Raw genomic sequence first — 17,857 nt, forward strand, 5'->3', positions numbered from 1 at the left:
ATGTTCAGTCAGGTTGACATCGATAGTTTCGGTAGTTTTGCGGGCCTCAGTTGGAGAAAGAGCCTTAAGGATGCAGGTAACAATGTCCAGAATTTCAAGAGGCTCAACATCCTCTACGGACGGAACTACTCTGGTAAAACTACACTCTCGCGGATTTTCCGCGCTTTGGAAACGGGGCGCATTCCACATAACTACGTGGATCCAAATTTCACTATTCGTGGTGACAAAGGTGATGTGACACCGGTAGGCCTTGCCGGTCATGGCTATGATGTTCGGGTCTACAATCGGGACTTTGTGAGCGATAACCTAAGCTTTTTGGTCAATCAAACCGACGGAGAGATCAAGACGTTTGCTATCGTTGGTGAAAAGAATAAAGAGATCGAAGATGCCATTATCGCAATCCAAACTAAGCTAGGCAGTGTTGAGTCGAAGGCAGGCCTCCGACATGAACTTGAAGCTAAAAAGAAAGAACGAGATCGAACGAAGGGCAATCATAATACTGCGTCTGATGCTCTGGAAGGCAAACTTCGTTCTCATGCCAACAGTAAGATTAAGCAGAACCGCATCTACGGCCCTGCTGTTTACAATATAGACAGCATCAAAAGAGACATTGACTCAGTCAAAAAACCTAGCTTCATACCGCTGACAACCGAAGAACAAGCATCCAAGGTCAACCTATTGAAGCAAGAAGCCTTACCTGATATCGCTGATACCGTATCGATAAGCCTCAACTTTGAGTCAATAAAAAAGGTGGCTGAAGAACTCCTTTCAAGATCGATCAAGCCAACTACGGCGATTCAGGAACTGTTGAATGAGGCGGCTCTTCAAACGTGGGTGAAGCAAGGCATACCTCTACATAAAGATAAGCGGGACACTTGCGCCTTCTGTCGTCAGAACCTTCCTCATGACATCTGGCAGGTATTAGACTCTCACTTCAGTAAAGAATCCTCGGATCTGGAGTCGTGTATCGATTCATGCCTGACTTCCATCGCCAGTGAAATCCAAGCCATTCCTAACTTCTTGACTTTGACTGGTGATAAGTTCTATGCAGAAGAAAAAATCTTATTTGAAGCCAGCAAGAGAGAACTTGCTGAATACCTGAATAGCTACATGCAGGATATCAAAACTCTGAAGGCTGCATTGGATAAGAGAAAGAACACCATTTTTCAACAGGTTGCCATACCTGTCTACATTCACGATTCGAATGCAATTCAGCGATGCGTAGGCGACATCAATAATCTGATCAGTAGAAACAACAGCCGTACAAGTTCACTGGAAAAAGATAAAAATACTGCTCGCGAATCTCTTCGACTTACCGATGTGGCTTCCTTTATCGGAGACATTACCTACGATACTGAGTTGACCCGTATTGCCAGTCTTAAAACAGATGCTGACACTGCCAACACTGCATTTACCGAGGCAGAAGTCGAAATTATCAAACAAGAAGCCGAAGTGACCCGCCTACAGGGCCAACAGAAGGATGAACGCAAGGGCGCGAAGCGAGTGAATGACCTGCTCAGTCACTTCTTTGGTCACGATGGCATCAAACTTGAAGCCAAAGACAATGTTGAGCAGACTTCGGTTAAGTTTGAAGTCACAAGAGATGGTGAATCAGCCTACAACTTGAGCGAAGGCGAATGCAGTCTGATTGCTTTCTGCTACTTCATAGCCAAGCTGGAAGAGCCAGACAGCAAAGGTAAGGATCTGATCATTTATATAGATGACCCAATTTCCAGCCTAGACGGGAATCACATCTTCTTCATGTTCAGCTTGATTGAAAGCCTGATTGCGAAACCCATCAAGAATGCAGATGGAACTAACAGCTTTCGCTACAAGCAGCTTTTTATATCCACCCACAACCTAGATTTCTTGAAGTATCTAAAGAAAATATCACTTCCGAATGAGAAGAATCACGGCGGATGCCAACATTTCATCGTGGAGAGAAACGGAGGGGCAAGTCAGATTTCCCTGATGCCTTCGTATCTGCGAGACTACATCACAGAATTCAACTACCTATTTCATCAGATCTACAAGTGCCGTAATCAAGGTGGAGCGAATGAATCTCATGAACCATTTTATGGATTTGGTAACAACCTCCGTAAGTTCCTTGAGGCTTTTTTATTCTTTAAGTTCCCCCACCAAGATGACAAGAACGATGCTTTTGAACGGATCAAGAAATTCTTTGGCGATGAGGATCCGACTGCGATAGCTCTTGTGAATAGACTTAACAACGAGTTTTCACATCTCGAATCGATCCCAGATCGTGGATTCAGACCTGTGGAGATTCCAGAAATTTCCAAGGTGGCAAACTACGTATTGGACAAAATTTATGCAGCAGATCCGCATCAATACAACTCCCTGTTAAAAAGCATTGGCGAACCACCAAGGACACCTTAGGAAACAGAGCACAAAGAGTTTTTAACGGTGAGCGAGGCACCATTCGGGTCTGGAATGCGTCTCTCAAAGACGCCGGAAGAGTACCGGCTGCGATCTACCCCTCTAATGATTAGCATGCAGTGGTTCTAGTGATGTATACATCGACATTTTGAGGGCATTCCCCATAAAAACTCTTTTTCGACAGATAGATGGTATTTTTAGAAAAACATACGGTGTAAGTCATGAAAATAGCCAAAAGTGAAGCAGACATTCGCGATTTTTTAGCCAAAAATCTCGACATGATCGAGCCAGGATTGATGCTGCAGAAAAAAGAGCAGTATTTAAAGAATGACAATGGGGCCTCTGGTTTCGTTGATATTTTCGCCCGTGATCAGAAAGGGCGAATCGTTATCATTGAAATAAAAAAATCGGATGCTGCTGCACGTCAAGGCCTACAAGAACTAGCCAAGTATGCAGCATTGGTTCGCGCAAGATCTCTGATTAAATCGACCGAGTATAGGTTGATCATACTATCAGTCGAATGGCACGAATTGCTGACTCCTTTTTCTGAATTCTATCATAACACTCGCTACGCCCTGAAAGGTGGGAAAATCTCATTGGGGAACGATGGGCTCCCAGAACACATCAAATGGATTTCTCCTTTACCAAAACAGGCTGAGAGATCCTTCTCTCGGCGACATTTCATTTGGGAATATAACGATATTAAAAAAGCTCGTGCTGGCGCGCAAGCTGGGACCCAATACATGCAGAGAATCGGTCTGCACAACTTCATCTTCGCCGTTATAACGCTCGCCGATGGAAGTCATGGCATCTCGCATCTTGTATATTTTTCTCAACAAGAGGAAAGTGCTGAATTCTACCAAGAAATCATAAATAGACGCTTCTTCGGAGAAGATTTAGAGGAGTTTAATGAATGGTTGGAGGGTATGTCCGAGCCCAGTGACATTCTAGGTGAACTCGCCGACAAAGTCTGGGAGGACAACGAAGAAATCTCATTATATGAAAAAATGGATGCAGAAGGATTACAGATTTCCCACCCGGAAAAAGCTCAGTATTGGCTCTCAGATGATATGGTTAAAGATGTTGAGATCATTCGGTTTGGACTTTTCGTTGAAGCTAACTTGTCGGATCGTGATCTACTGGCTGAGTTGCGAGGAATGCAAGGTGGATCAACCTACAATATGGATATCGTTGCATCTTTAGCGTCTAAGCCCGAGATTGATGCGCTTTTAACTGCTACTGATGAAGTGTTTTTCTTTAACCCAATCTGGAGGACTAATGTGCATAGTATCGTCGCCCATGCCCTTCATAGGAAAGCAGAATCTCTTGAACTGAAAACCTTCTCAAATGACGACATATTGAAAACGTTAGTCTGGACCCCATTTGATCCTCAGAGATATCTTCCTTATCTTATAGTGAAGCTCAACTTTGCGGACCACGAGGAAGTATTTGTAGGCGTAATAGAGTGGAACAGACATAGTCCAAACTGGAAGGATATGGTTGATACTTATTTTGATGGTGATGCTGGCAGCCTTATGTTTCACCGTCAATTTGGATCGATCCGTTCACTGAATGGGGAAATTATGGAATTATTGGGATTGAACTACACTCTGCTTCATAAGGATAAACTTGACAATGAAGAGCCAGCTCAACCAATTATTTTCCAAGGACTTTCATTTTCTCAGAGAAAAAGTCCTCGAAAGGAATATATCGAAATTCTGTCTTGTCAGGATTTCATGTCGAATGCTATCAGTAACGAAGCTAGTTTTGATTTTGAGTTCTCGACAATGTTGAAAACTCGGATGAAAAACTGAAAATTCACAGCTCATCAGGGAATGATTCAATACTTAAATTTCTAACATTTTCTCTCTAAATCTGACTCGAGTTTTGAAAATCCCCGTGTCCTTGGTTCGATTCCGAGTCCGGGCACCAAAATTTATATTAACGGACCTCCACGGAGGTCCGTTTTTGCATTCTGAACCCGCCAGAATCGACACTTCTGCATTCCCTTAATGACACCCCGACCACTGCGTCAGCAGCGCATGCAGTTTAGCCGGCTCAAGAGGCTTGCGAAGCACCAGGTAACCCTCCTGCTCCGCCTCCAGCAGAACCGGTGAATTAAATTCGCCGCTGACTATCGCGCCGCTCATATCCGGCAGACGGTCAAAAAGCGCTTTCAGGATGTCGAAGCCGCTTTCGCCCGATCGCAGGCGCTGGTCGCACAGCACGGCGAACGGCGTAAAGCCGTCGTCGATGATGGCAAACGCTTCTTCAGCGGAGGCCGCACAGCGTACGTCGATTCCCCAGACGCTCATCAGGCTCTCCCAGGCAGACGTCACCAGCGGGTCGTCATCGACGACCAGGCAGGAACCGTGCAGCGGCGCATAGCGTACCGGCGTGGCGGTGTTGTCAGCGGCGGGCGGGGTGTCCAGCACGCTATCTTCGCCAGCATATTGGATAAAGCGCATCCAGAAGCGTGAGCCTTTACCTTCAATGGATTGCATCCCGTATTTTACCTTTATGAGCTTGGCACAACGGGCAACGACGGCCAGCCCCAGCCCGTGTCCGGCGCTGTCGATCTTCCATGCCAGCTCGGGGCGGTAGTAAGGTGAGAAGATTTTGCCCTTCTCTTCATCGGCGATACCGACTCCCGTGTCCCACACCTCCACCATACACTCGTCACCGCGCGGTCGGATGGCGACCAGCACCCCGCCCTGGAGCGTGTAGCGAAGGGCGTTTTGAATCAGGTTAATCAGGGACTGTCGCACCAGCAGTGGATCGCCCATCACGTCGATACGGCGTTTAGGCCGCCGGATGCACAGCCTAAGCGCGCGGCTGTTGGCCTCTTCACGAAACAGCGTGATGACCGAGTCGAGCAGAGCACCGATATCCACTTTGGTCGGGGCAGAGAGGACATTCCCGGATTCTATTTTGCTCAGATCGAGCAGAGAATTGAGCATTAAATGCACCGAGCGAACGCTCTGCTGAAGGTCAAGGAGTTGCGGCGTCAGGCTGTCGTCCCGGTTTCGGTGGAGGATGGCTTCGATCAGAAAGCCCATTGCGTGTACGGGCTGGCGCAGATCGTGACTGGCGGTGGTCAGAAACTGATTTTTATCCAGCAATGCCTGCTCCGCGTCCTCTTTGGCCTGACGAAACTGTTCCGCAAGGCGTGAGCTTTTTTCCTCAAGCAGCGCTTGCTGAATAAAGAACGCATGGGAAGTTAACGCATGGCGGTAAATCGCGAAGCCGTAAAGCAGATTCAGCATGAGCACGATGAACATCAACTCATCCAGCCGCCAGATAATACCGAGGTTCAGCACCCCCCAGGAGGCGAAGAAAAAACGCGTAAAGGTACTGATGACAGGCGTCAGATGCGTCGCATTGGCGGCGACGATGGCGGCAATGCTGATATTAAGTAACAGGAAAAAGTCAAAATTCTGCGTCTGTGGCGTAATTAAATAGAGTGATGAAATTCCCAGCCCGTGAATAAAGGCAATATTATTAATACGCGGAAGCCAGCGTCGCAGAACGTCCCTTTCACCGTTTTCTTTCGCTTCACGCTGATAGCGTCGGTGCAATATTCGTATCGCCACGGCACATAGCAGATAAATAATTATCCAGATAATCGTCGGGCCGAGTTCATCCCCAAGCATATAAATCCAGATGGCGAAAGGAATACCAACAAAGGGTACCGCACTAAAGCTGAATACCAGCCGCAGAAAGGTGTTGTTTAGCAAACGGATCTGCGCCGGAGCAGAGATACCATCATTTTGTAAGCTCTGGAAAAACCTCATTCCGACGGTTCCTGCTTGCCATGCAGAAGCGTGATGGCTTCGACCCGGCTGTTAACGCCTATCTTTTTCAATATATTGCTGATGTGTTCTTTGACCGTGGGCTCAGAAATTGAAAGCTGGGCGGCGATGCGTTTATTTGGCAGGCCACGCATAATCATATTTAACACGTCTATTTGTCGCGGCGTTAAGTTAAATTTACTTAACTTCTCATTATTCGTCTTAACGGAAATTTCGTTTCCCTCAGGAAACCAGGTCTGATTATCAGTGAGTGCGAAAACGGCCCGCGAGAACATCTCAGGTGGCTCGCTTTTCAATACAAAACCGTGTCCCCCGGCGGCATGAACTTTGCGCCAGATATCATTATTGTCATCCCCGCTGACCACCAGGAGTCGTACCTGTGGGTAAAGTTGCTTTACTTCTTTGAGTAATTTCAGGGCCGTTCCGGAAGAGAGCCAAAAATCGATTACCAGCAAACGTGGCGGGCCATGATCCCTAATTTGGCGGTAGCAATCATCCTCATTCGTCACCACACACGCCTGCTTAAAATGGCAATGTGTAATCAGAAAATTGGCGATGCCGCTTGCTACCAATGGATGGTCATCAACGACTAACGCATAATTCTGTCCCAAAGGAGCCTCCTTTTACCTTCGCATATCTTAGAGTACAGATGAATTATTATCTACCCACCCTACTTTAGGAGGGTTTTTTCGATTAGGAAAGAGAAATATATTATTCGCTGATTTGGGTAAAAGAAAACATAAATACAATCAGTGAAATTAACTGGTTGGATATCAAGGATAATTTATGAAAAAACCACTAATCGTTTTAACCGTTACGTTGATGCTAGCCGGTTGTTCCACGTTGAAAACCGATCAGGCTATTCCACTCCTACAGGCGGAGACCGCTAAAATGCTGGGACTGGGCTCATCGGATGAAATAACCGTATCCAACGTTAATGGCGCCCAGCCGGACGCACTGGGAGGACAAAAACTCTCTTATCGCGCCACGACAGAAAAAGGGCGTATTTTCGATTGTTCATCGATGATGATGCCGGGAATTTTAGGATCCGCACCGACGCTGAGCGCGCCAACCTGTACACCAGTTGTCACACATAAATAATTAGCACCACATTAAAAGGCGTACATAAATAACGCCTTTTACCTTATCTGACGTATCTGAGTTTTCATATAAAAACGATGTTCCTGACATCATGCTAATGAGTACGGAGATAGCCCGTGAATAACTCTACATCGCATTCTTTAGCGGTTAAGACGCCGCTTTCCAGACTTTACCTCGCTCTATTTTCCGCGCCGCTGTTACTGTTTTTACCTGCCGATGTCGCGCGTGCAGCCGATGCCTTTTTTGATGGCGAGTCGCGTATTACCGAAACGCTGGGTTACACCGGAGATGTTTATGTTGGACGTAACCAACGCGGAAACCTGCTGATCGATAATGGCAAAATCACCGCCTATAACATCAATATCGGTCGGCTGTTCGACGGCAAAATTTATGAAAGCGTGGTCACGGTCCGTGGGCCAGACGCTGAGCTTAACGCGGTGAACGATCGGTACGTCCTGCGCGGCGACCTGAATCTTGGCCTCGGCACCCTGCGAGTCGAAGAGGGCGCGCTGGCGAGCGCGAAGGAGATCGTTGTCGGCACCACCCGCGGCTACGACAGCCACCTTATCGCTACGGGTGCCGGCTCTCGTGTGACCAGTAATTTTCTTAGCGTAGGCACCGATCTGGGCGCACGCTCCACGCTTGCGATTGAAGACGGCGCGGCGCTCAGCACCGCTTACGATGCGCGCATCGGCAACGGTACCGGGCCGGGTGAAACCGACACGCTGAGCCCGAAAGCCACCGTCACGGGGAGCGGCTCACAGTGGAACGTTGGCCGTACGTTGACGCTATATGGCGACCTGGACGTGCTGAACGGCGGGGTGGTTAACGTTGGCGGCGTGCAGGTGGCGGGCGTCTCCGGCGCAGGGAAAACCGCCGAACTGGTTATTGCGGGCAAGGACTCGCGCTTTACCAGCGGCAGCAGCGTGAGCGTGGGCGATTATGGCAATGGCGTGCTGTCTGTGATTGACGGCGGTTCATTTTCCGCTGGCAGCAATGCGCTGATCGTGGGGACATCGGGTTCCGGCTCGAACCGGGGTGCGCTCATCATCGGCAGCCGCGGCAATATGGACACCGGCACGGGTTTAACTGAGCCAACGCTTGGCACGGCGGGCGGCGCAGGTACCCTCGATGCGAAGACGGCAATCAGCCTTCGTGGCGGACTGTTCGGCAGCTATGTCTACTTCAACCATACCGACGGAAATTACCTCTTCAGCAACACGATGAGCGGTGAAGGTGATGTGATCAACACCTCCGGGCAGACGACGCTGAACGGCGAACTTTCCGCACTCAAGGCGAACGTAACCGCGCGGGGCGGTAAAGTCATCATTGCCAGCAATATTAATACCCAGCCAGAAGACGATATCTTTGACGTCCAGACCCTTAGCGCGGAGAACGGCGGCACGTTGATCCTCAACGCGACGGCGGGTTCAGACGTCAGCAACGGGGTGGGTTATAGCAGCGCCGCGTCAATCAAGTCCGGCGGCACGCTGGGCGGCAACGGGACGCTGGGTCAGACCGAGATCCTGTCCGGCGGACATATCTCGCCCGGCGACGGCAATATCGGTACGTTGACGCTGAAACGCTATCTGAACTTTATCGGCGAATCCTTCTATGACGTCGATATCGCAGGAGATGGCCGCAGCGACCAGCTACTGGTATCGGGCAAAACCACCATCAGCAATCAGGCTAAGGTACAGGTCACCGCGCTGGATCCGCAAACCAGCTATAAAACGGGCCAAAGCTACCGCATTTTGACCTCCGACGGGGGAATCGACGGTGAGTTCGCCGGAGCGATCTCCAAATCCGCATTCCTCGACGTGGCGCTTAAGCAAAGCACCAACGCCGTCGATCTGACCATCGCGCAGAAAGAGACCAGTGGCGAGAATCCTGGAGGTGAAAACCCCGGAGGCGAAAATCCTGGCGGTGAGAATCCTGGTGGTGAAAACCCCGGAGGTGAAAACCCGGGCGGTGAGAATCCTGGCGGTGAAAACCCGGGCAGCGGCAAGCCGGGCATTTTCCAGACCGTGGCCCAAAGCAGCAACCAGTGGAATACCGCTGGCGCGCTCTCCACGCTGACGCAAAGCGGCCCGTCGCTGGCGCTGTATAACTCGCTGCTTCTGCTAAGCGCACCGGAAGCGCGCGAGGCGTTCAACCAGCTTTCTGGTGAAGTTTATCCGTCAATGCAGTCCAACCTGATCGCTGGCAGCACGCAGGTGTTTAACGTGTTAAACCAGCGGATGCAGCGCGCGTTTGATAACGACAGCCTGCCGATACCACCGTTAGCCATGTCGCTGGTGCAGCAGCCGGAGCCGCAAAACAATGGCGTCTGGGGCCAGACCTTCAGCTCCTGGAGCCGAAACAGCGGCGACGGTAACGTGGGCAAGCTGGACGGCAACACCACCGGCTTCCTGCTGGGGGCAGATCGCAAACTGGCGGACCATAACGTGCGTGTCGGCGGCTACTTCGGCTACAGCCGGGGTGATTATGACGTCGACAGCCGTCGCTCCTCAACGGATACCGACAACTATCACCTTGGTCTGTATGCGGCGGGTCAACAGGATGCGTTCTCCCTTCGCGGCGCGCTGGGTTACACCTGGCACAAGATCGAAGGCGAGCGCAATGTTGATTTCAGCGGCTTCTCGGATCGGCTGAAGTCAGATTACGACGCGAACTCCCTGCTGGCGTTCACCGAAGCGGGCTACCGTTTCGGCCAGCCAGACAGGAATATTGAGCCGTTCGTCAATTTATCGTACATCCGGCTGCATACCGACAGCTTCAGGGAAGACGGCGGTGCCGCTGCGCTGAGCGTCCGTAACGAAACGATGAACACCTTCTATACGACACTCGGGTTGCGCGGTGTGACCGAGTTGCCGAAGCACGTTAACCTCTACGGTTCGTTGGGCTGGCAGCACGCCTATGGCGATAAGAATACCTCTTCGCGCATGGCGTTTGCGGGCAGCGACGCGTTCATTACTCAGGGACAGGCCGTGGATGAGGATGTGATGGTCGGTGATATCGGCGTGAGCGTAAAGCTGTCGCGTGCTGCGACGCTGGATGTGGGTTACCAGGGACAATATGGTGCGGATACCCGCGTCAACTCTGTTAACGCCAATCTGCGCTGGTCGTTCTGAATTATTTCCATTAAAAGAACCCGCCCTCGTGGCGGGTTTCTGCTTTTGGCTTCTGACGAAGCTAGGGATCGTTCCCAACCGCGTCCAGCAGTTTGTTTTTAAAGATAAACAAACACGCCTCGTTGAAGTTACCTGCTCCTAACCGCTCCGACAGCACCGTTCGCTTGCGATAGAGGCTTTTAACCGACATATCCAGCTTATCTGCAATCTCTTCCATTGACCTCCCTGCCTTCAGCAACCTGATCATTATCGCTTCGTGTCGACTCAGCCGTAAGTTAAGCAGCCATTTGGTTGTCAGACGCCTGCCTTTCATATCAAGCACCAGATTGAATAACGACGCCATATCCGGAGCCGTAAGCGACGTGTTCATAAACAGCTTCATACTGAGAAGATCCTCCTCTCGAGGACGCATATCCAGCATAACGCAGCAGATCGTTTTTCTCGTTCTGGCCGGATGGCGTATCAGGTAATCATATAAACGGAGCGGCGTACGGCTATCAATCAGTACAGTATATTCATTTGCGTCGGTATCAAATATGTTTCTGTCTATCGAACTGAGGCAAATTATATCCGGGAAAAATAGCCGCATCCCCCTGACAAGGAAACAATCCTGAGTCACTAACACTATTGAAGTCGCCACTAACCATCCCTTTTAGATTAAAGCAAGCCCGCCTCTTAAGAAACAAGAACGCTTTCGTTTATAGCGCTTTACATTAACGGAAAATGTTTTCTGGCTTTGATCATCCCTCAATATGACATTGGTGAGCTAGACTTTTTGTAGACTATCACTCAATGCCTGGCGTTAATTATAAATAAAAAAGAATTTCAGAAAAGTCACTTCTCTGAACATTAAGAATTTTTGTCATGAAACTTCCCAAACATGCACCAGAAAGTACTTTAATTAACTCAGCAGAACTTCATTTCTAATATAAAAAAACAGGAAGCAGCAAAAGAAAAAACATTTAACATCAATCAGTTAAAAAGAACAATCCTGCACTGAATTATCTAAAAAACTTACTTCTTCCAGAATTATCTCAAAACCTCCCAGCCGCTTTTCAACTTATTTATCCCCCAACATATCGGGTGTACATTAAGCCCAATCAGACCACTGAGATGAGGGCTCATAATTACCTTTAAGTAAGTACCCCATAACGTAGCATCATTCAGATTTAATGTTCTCCTTTATGCCCTTTAACACAGAGTTAAAAGGCGGCCGTGTTATGCAATGGATTCACGATAAACAAATGGCAAATAGATATGGAAAGATCGCTTAGCTTCACTACGTTATTCTTTTATCGCACCACAATATTATTGCTCCTGCTTTTACTCTTTCCTGTTCTGGTTCAGGCTGATGAATCCGTTTATGAGCATCAGATACAACAGGCACGTAACGGTAATTACGCTCTGTTTCTTGATTACCTACAGCGCTATGAGCAACAGCATGCTTTAACACCCGGACAGGTTGCGGACTGGTTACAGGTAGCCTCCTGGGCAGGACGCGATGATGAGGTTATCCGGGTCTGGCAGCGTTATGGTATTTATATGCCGCTGCCCGCTCGCGCCATCGCTGCTGTCGCCCAGCCCAGAAGAAACCAAAAAGCCTGGCCATCCGCCTTATCGCTGTGGAAAGAGGCGCTCAGCCTTGCGCCAGATAACGACGATTACCGCATCGGCTATGTTAAGACCCTGGCCGATGCCCGCAGAGATCGCCTCGCGCTTTCGGAAGCCCGGCGGCTGGTTAAGGACAATCCTTCTCCCGCGCACCTTGAGACGCTCTCCTATGTCTGGATGCGCCAGGGAAAAAACGGGGACCGGCTGCTGGCGGACATGCGTGCACTGAACGCCGCTCCCGGGAATAATGCCCTTCTTCGCGAGACGATCGATGCGTTAACGGAAAATCGGGTAAGCACGCCTGCACTCTGGCTGTCGCAAAGCGCGGCGATGTCTCCCGCGGAGCGCCGCCGCCTTGAGCGTAACGCCGCGGCTGAAAGGGTACGCCTGGCGGATGTGCCTGGCAGAACGGAGAAAGAGCGCCTGCGGCTGGCACAAAACGCGTTAGATCGCTATCACGCCCTGCTTTCCCGCTGGCAAAACGAACCGCAGGCGGCTGAAGACGTCGTCCTTGCACGTATCGATCGGCTTGGCGCCCTGTATGCGCAGGGTAATTACCGGCAGGTCATTAGCGAATATGAGGCGCTGACGGCCGCACAGCATCCGGTACCGGACTGGGCCATCGGCTGGGTGATCTCGGCATATTTGCAGGAGAAAAACACCGTCGCCGCCTTCTCGCTTGTGCAACGCTATCCACACTACGCCTCCGATCCGCAGGATGAGGAGCATGCGCTTTTCTACGCCTGGCTGGATACGGGGCAGTATCAGACCGCCCGCCACTACGTTGAGCGCGAGACCCGCAGCGTTCCCTGGACCCGCTACGATTTCGGATCCCCGACCGCTCAGCCGAACGATCGGTGGCTCACCGGACAGTCTCTCAAACTTAACTATTTGCTGGCGACCAACGCCCTGCCGGAGGCCGAAAAGCTGTCGTATCGTCTGGCGTCAACGGCGCCGGGAAATCAGGGATTACAGATTGATTATGCCGCCCTGCTTCAGGCCAGAGGCCTGCCGCGCGCGGCCGAGCAAAAGCTTAAACAAGCAGAGGCGCTTGAACCCGCGAATCTGGAGCTTGAAAAACAGCAGGCTTACGTCGCAATGGACCTTCAGGAGTGGCGTCAGATGGATTTACTGGCTGATGACGTGATTGCTCGCGCCCCCGCCGATCGCAGCGCCCGTCGCCTGGACAGGCTCAGAGCGGTCCACCACATGTCTGAGCTGCGTCTGAACGCGGGTAAAGGATTGCACTCAGATAACCCCGTCAGCGGTAGCCACGACATGAGCTGGGACGCCACGCTCTATGGCCCGCCCGTGGCGGATAACTGGCGGCTGTTTGCCGGCGCCCGCTATGCCCAGGGGAATTTCGACGAAGGTAAAGGCATCAGCCGCCACCTGTTGGGCGGCGTTGAGTGGCGCCCACGTGACCTCACGCTCGAAGCCGAGCTCTCCAGCAACCGCTATCACGGCACAAACAGGCCGGGCGCACGGCTCTCAACAACCTACAGCCTGAGTGATAACTGGCAGGTCAGCGGTAACCTCGAACACTTGTCACGTGCGACACCCTTACGGGCATTACGCAATGGGATCAGCGCCAACCGGGGTGAAGGTGGGGTGCGCTGGTATCAAAACGAGCGACGTGAATACCAGTTCAACGCCGCCGTCAGCCGCTTCTCGGACCACAACCGCCGTCAGGAATACACCCTCTCTGGGAAAGAGCGTCTCTGGCAGACCCCGACCCTGACGCTGGATCTCGAACCGGGGATCGCCGCCAGTAAAAACAGCCTGCGGAATACGCTCTATTACAACCCGGCACGGGATCTGTCCGTGACGGCTGCCCTGTCCGTTGACCATGAGATGTACCGCCACTACGACACCCTCTGGAGCCAGCAGTTCGTGGCAGGAGGGGGCAGCTACTGGCAGAAAAATCAGTCCGCGGGTGCCGTTACCCTGCTGGGTTACGGGCAACGCATCCAGTGGAACAACGTTGTCGATACTGGCGTGATGCTGAACTGGGATAAGCGCCCTTACGACGGCAAACGCGAGAGCAATCTCTCCGTCACGTTAGATGCGACTTTACGCTTTTAAGGATGAATATGCTGAACACACGTTTTTCTGTAAGCCTGATCGTCATCGGCTGGCTCTGCCTCAGCGCGAGCCTCTGCGCGCAGCCGCTCTCCTTTATGGCCCCTGAAAAGAGGCCGCAGCTGGAGGCCAGCAAACCCTGGCCGGAGAATCAGTTTCTGGTCCTGGCCTACCACGACGTTGAAGATGATGCCGCCGATCAGCGCTACCTCTCCGTTCGCACCAGCGCGTTAAACGAGCAGATAAGCTGGCTTTTGCACAACGGCTATCACGCCATCAGCGTGCAGGACATTCTGGATGCGCATGAAGGGAAAAAAGCGCTGCCGCCGAAAGCCGTTTTGCTCAGCTTTGACGACGGCTACAGCAGCTTTTACACCCGGGTCTGGCCTCTGCTTCAGGCCTGGAACGTTCCTGCGCTGTGGGCGCCGGTGGGCAGTTGGGTGGATACGCCGGCAAATCAAAAAGTTAACTTCGGCGGTCTGATGACGCCCCGCGATCGCTTTGCCACCTGGGATATGGTTCGCGAGCTCAGCCAGTCCCCGCTGATTGAGATTGGCTCGCATACCTGGGCCTCGCATTACGGCATTCCGGCCAACCCGCAGGGAAGCCGTGAACCCGCCATCGCCAGCCGTTTTTATGATAACGCGACGGGGCATTACGAAACCGATGAACACTTCAACCAGCGGATCGCCGCAGACGTACGCAAAGTCACCGATAAAATCACCCAGGTGACGGGAAAAGCGCCGCGTGCCTGGGTGTGGCCCTATGGGGCTGCCAACGGTACGTCGCTCGCTATCGCCCAAAAACAGGGCTATCAGTTGGCCTTTACCCTGGAGGACGGGCTGGGAAACGTGCGCGACCTCGGCAACATCCCGCGCCTGCTGATCGCCGGAAATCCGTCGATAAAAACCTTTGCCAACACGGTTAGCCGCGTTCAGGAGTTTGACCCGGTGCGCGTCATGCATGTCGATCTCGATTACGTCTACGATCCCGATCCGGCCCAGCAGACGAAAAACATCAACAAACTCGTCCAGCGGGTCTACGACATGAAAATCAGCCATGTGTTTCTCCAGGCGTTTTCGGATCCGCGGGGCGACGGCAGGATCGATGCGCTCTATTTCCCCAACCGCCGGCTTCCGGTCCGGGCCGATCTCTTTAATTTTGTCGCCTGGCAGCTACAAACCCGCGCGGGAGTGAAAGTCTTCGCGTGGATGCCGGTTCTCTCTTTCGATCTCAGTCCAGCCTTGCCGCGCGTGCAGCGCCGGGATCGTCAAACGGGAGAGTTGACCGTGGCCGCCGAGCCCTATATCAGGCTCTCCCCCTGGAGTCCGCAGGTTCGCCAGCAGGTGACGGAGATCTATGAAGATCTGGCCCGCTATGCCAGCTTCAATGGCATCTTATTTCATGACGACGCGGTGCTGACGGACGTTGACGATGCCGGACAGGACACGACCCGACAGAAGAGTCAGCGACTTATCGGCTTTACCCGCACCCTGAGCCAGGCGGTGAAAAACATCCGTGGCCCGCAGATCAAAACCGCGCGGAACATGTTCGCGTTGCCCATTCTCGAGCCGGAAAGCGAGGCATGGTTTGCGCAAAATCTCGATGATTTTCTGGCGGCCTACGACTGGACGGTGCCGATGGCAATGCCGCTGATGGAGTCCGTCCCGGCAGAAGAGAGCAATGCCTGGCTGACGCGTTTAGTCAAAGCCGTCGCCGCACGCCCCGGCGCGCTGAATAAAACGATTTTTGAGCTACAGGCCAGGGACTGGGCACAGAAACCGCAGCGTGCCGTAGCCGATGAACGTCTGATGGAGTGGATGCGGGTGCTCCAGCTGAATGGCATCAAAAATTACGGTTATTACCCCGACGACTTCCTCAACAACCAACCTGATATTTCACGTATCAGACCTGAATTTTCTTCGTACTGGTATCCTGACAATGACTGATCGCATTATCGCCTTCTCTATTTTGTGTCTGGTATTCGGGTTGCCGTTAGGCGTAGCCGCGCTATTTACCGGCGAACTGATTCTGGACTTTGTCTTTTTCTGGCCGCTTTTTATGTCCGTGCTCTGGGTAACCGGCGGCCTCTATTTCTGGTTTCAGCTTGAACGGCACTGGTCGTGGGATAACGCAACACCCGCCCCCGCCTTAGCCGGTGAGCCGTTAATCTCGATTCTTATTCCCTGCTTCAATGAGGAACGCAACGCACGGGAGACCATTAGCGCCGCGCTGGGTCAGCGGTACTGGAATGTGGAAGTTATCGCCATCAATGACGGTTCTTCTGATAACACGGCGGAGGTACTGCAACAGCTGGCGCGAGAGCAACCGCGCCTGCGGGTGATTAATCTCGCGGAGAACCAGGGGAAAGCCGTGGCGCTCAAGGCCGGCGCTGCGGCGGCCCGGGGCGATTTGCTGGTCTGCATTGACGGCGACGCCCTGCTCGACCGCGACACCGCGGCGTATCTGGTGGCACCGCTGATTCAGTATCCCCACGTTGGGGCCGTCACCGGGAATCCGCGTATTCGCACGCGCTCAACGCTGATTGGCCGCATTCAGGTGGGCGAGTTTTCTTCCATTATTGGCCTTATCAAGCGAACGCAGCGGATCTATGGCCGGGTCTTTACCGTCGCCGGCGTCATCGCCGCCTTTCGCCGACAGGCGCTGGCGGATGTCGGGTACTGGAGCCCGGACATGATCACAGAGGATATCGACATAAGCTGGAAGCTTCAGCTTCGCCACTGGGATATCTTTTTCGAGCCGCGGGCACTGTGCTGGATCCTGATGCCGGAGACGCTAAAGGGGCTGTGGAAACAGCGTCTGCGCTGGGCGCAGGGGGGGGCAGAGGTGTTTCTGGTTAACCTGCGCAAGATGGTCCGCTGGGAGCATCATCGCATGTGGCCCCTGTTTCTTGAGTACGCGCTATCAACGCTGTGGGCGTTTGCCTATGGGGCAACCGTGGTGTTGTTCATTCTCAGCCATATTATCCCTCTTCCCGCGAACCTGGCCGTTGCGAGCCTGTTTCCCCCGGCGTTTACCGGGCTGCTGCTGGGCGTGATGTGCCTGCTGCAATTCCTCGTCAGTTTGTATATCGAGCGGCGCTACGAGCGGAAAGTGGCAGGCTCGCTGTTCTGGGTAATCTGGTTCCCGATGGTGTACTGGATGATTGGCCTGTTTACCACCCTCGTGGCATTTCCGAAAGTCATGCTTAAACGTAAACGCGCCCGCGCGCGCTGGATCAGTCCGGACCGGGGTAAAGGGAGCATTCAATGAACGAGAATACGTTAATTTTGACTGAACATCGGCTGGCACCGCGTCTTTTCGATGCCGCATTAACGCTGATAGCCTGGGGAGGATTCCTGTTTTTCCTTTACGCCAGGCTGTGGATGCAGTTAACCGAGGAGGGCGATCACCGCTGGAGCGTGATTATCGCCTCTTTTAATACGGTGCTGGTCTATCTGCTGATTGCGGCGTTCAACGGCTGGCTGCTGATCCTGTGGTATCAGTACAATCGCCGCCGCGCGCATGTGAGGCGGCGTCATCCGGAAATGTTGCGCCATGACGAGCTTGCCCAAAGTTTTAACGTCACGCCGCAAATTATGTCCGAGATGAGCCAGTACAACCTGCTGACGGTTTACCATGACCAGATTGGCCGGATCATTGATTTGAAGATCAGCGAGCAGCAGGAAGAGGAAGAGCAGTAATGAAACGCCCCCGCAA

General features: G+C 52.3%; 11 protein-coding genes. 8 read left to right on the forward strand and 3 right to left on the reverse strand.

Annotated elements, in window-relative coordinates; translation table 11 throughout:
* Together KTH07_RS16865 and KTH07_RS16870 are read left to right on the forward strand one after the other, a co-directional pair.
* The gene (locus KTH07_RS16865; protein ID WP_063162072.1) at positions 1-2,397 is read left to right on the forward strand and encodes an AAA family ATPase; all 2,397 of its coding nucleotides are present in this window, start codon (positions 1-3) and stop codon (positions 2,395-2,397) included.
* 221 nt (positions 2,398-2,618) lie between these two features.
* Positions 2,619-4,211 carry an endonuclease NucS domain-containing protein gene (locus KTH07_RS16870; protein ID WP_063162071.1) on the forward strand — a complete coding sequence of 531 codons (1,593 nt, stop codon included), beginning with the start codon at positions 2,619-2,621 and terminating at the stop codon, positions 4,209-4,211.
* Between the two features lie 195 nt (positions 4,212-4,406).
* Here KTH07_RS16870 and KTH07_RS16875 read toward each other — a convergent pair whose 3' ends face one another.
* Positions 4,407-6,191: a hybrid sensor histidine kinase/response regulator gene (locus tag KTH07_RS16875; RefSeq protein ID WP_063162070.1), complete on the reverse strand. Its 1,785-nt coding sequence runs from the start codon at positions 6,189-6,191 to the stop codon at positions 4,407-4,409.
* Positions 6,188-6,820 carry a response regulator transcription factor gene (locus tag KTH07_RS16880; RefSeq protein ID WP_032619036.1) on the reverse strand — a complete coding sequence of 211 codons (633 nt, stop codon included), beginning with the start codon at positions 6,818-6,820 and terminating at the stop codon, positions 6,188-6,190. Before KTH07_RS16880 ends, KTH07_RS16875 begins: the two co-directional genes overlap by 4 nt.
* Before the next feature lie 175 nt (positions 6,821-6,995).
* Between KTH07_RS16880 and KTH07_RS16885 the strand changes: the two genes are divergently transcribed.
* Entirely contained in the window at positions 6,996-7,310 is a 315-nt protein-coding gene (locus KTH07_RS16885; protein ID WP_017382737.1) for a lipoprotein, read from the forward strand.
* A gap of 116 nt (positions 7,311-7,426) precedes the next feature.
* On the forward strand, positions 7,427-10,444 hold the full coding sequence (locus tag KTH07_RS16890; RefSeq protein ID WP_032619035.1) for an autotransporter domain-containing protein: 3,018 nt from the start codon (positions 7,427-7,429) through the stop codon (positions 10,442-10,444).
* 61 nt (positions 10,445-10,505) lie between these two features.
* Here the strand turns inward: KTH07_RS16890 and KTH07_RS16895 are convergent, their stop codons facing one another.
* The gene (locus KTH07_RS16895) at positions 10,506-11,033 is read right to left on the reverse strand and encodes a LuxR C-terminal-related transcriptional regulator (RefSeq protein ID WP_015571858.1); all 528 of its coding nucleotides are present in this window, start codon (positions 11,031-11,033) and stop codon (positions 10,506-10,508) included.
* A 668-nt stretch (positions 11,034-11,701) separates the two neighbouring features.
* Between KTH07_RS16895 and pgaA the strand changes: the two genes are divergently transcribed.
* The 4 genes from pgaA to pgaD are packed head-to-tail and all read left to right on the forward strand — an operon-like array spanning position 11,702 to position 17,841.
* On the forward strand, positions 11,702-14,140 hold the full coding sequence (gene pgaA, locus KTH07_RS16900; RefSeq protein ID WP_063162069.1) for a poly-beta-1,6 N-acetyl-D-glucosamine export porin PgaA: 2,439 nt from the start codon (positions 11,702-11,704) through the stop codon (positions 14,138-14,140).
* A gap of 8 nt (positions 14,141-14,148) precedes the next feature.
* Positions 14,149-16,086, forward strand: a complete 1,938-nt coding sequence (pgaB, locus tag KTH07_RS16905; RefSeq protein WP_032619031.1) for a poly-beta-1,6-N-acetyl-D-glucosamine N-deacetylase PgaB — start codon at positions 14,149-14,151, stop codon at positions 16,084-16,086.
* Positions 16,079-17,410, forward strand: a complete 1,332-nt coding sequence (gene pgaC / locus KTH07_RS16910) for a poly-beta-1,6-N-acetyl-D-glucosamine synthase (RefSeq protein ID WP_032619030.1) — start codon at positions 16,079-16,081, stop codon at positions 17,408-17,410. The genes pgaB and pgaC overlap by 8 nt, the downstream gene beginning before the upstream one ends.
* Entirely contained in the window at positions 17,407-17,841 is a 435-nt protein-coding gene (gene pgaD, locus KTH07_RS16915) for a poly-beta-1,6-N-acetyl-D-glucosamine biosynthesis protein PgaD (protein ID WP_015571861.1), read from the forward strand. The genes pgaC and pgaD overlap by 4 nt, the downstream gene beginning before the upstream one ends.
* Positions 17,842-17,857 lie beyond the last annotated feature (16 nt).

The organism is Enterobacter cloacae complex sp. ECL72, assembly GCF_019056635.1.
In the GTDB taxonomy this organism is placed as follows: Bacteria; Pseudomonadota; Gammaproteobacteria; order Enterobacterales; family Enterobacteriaceae; genus Enterobacter; species Enterobacter hormaechei_C.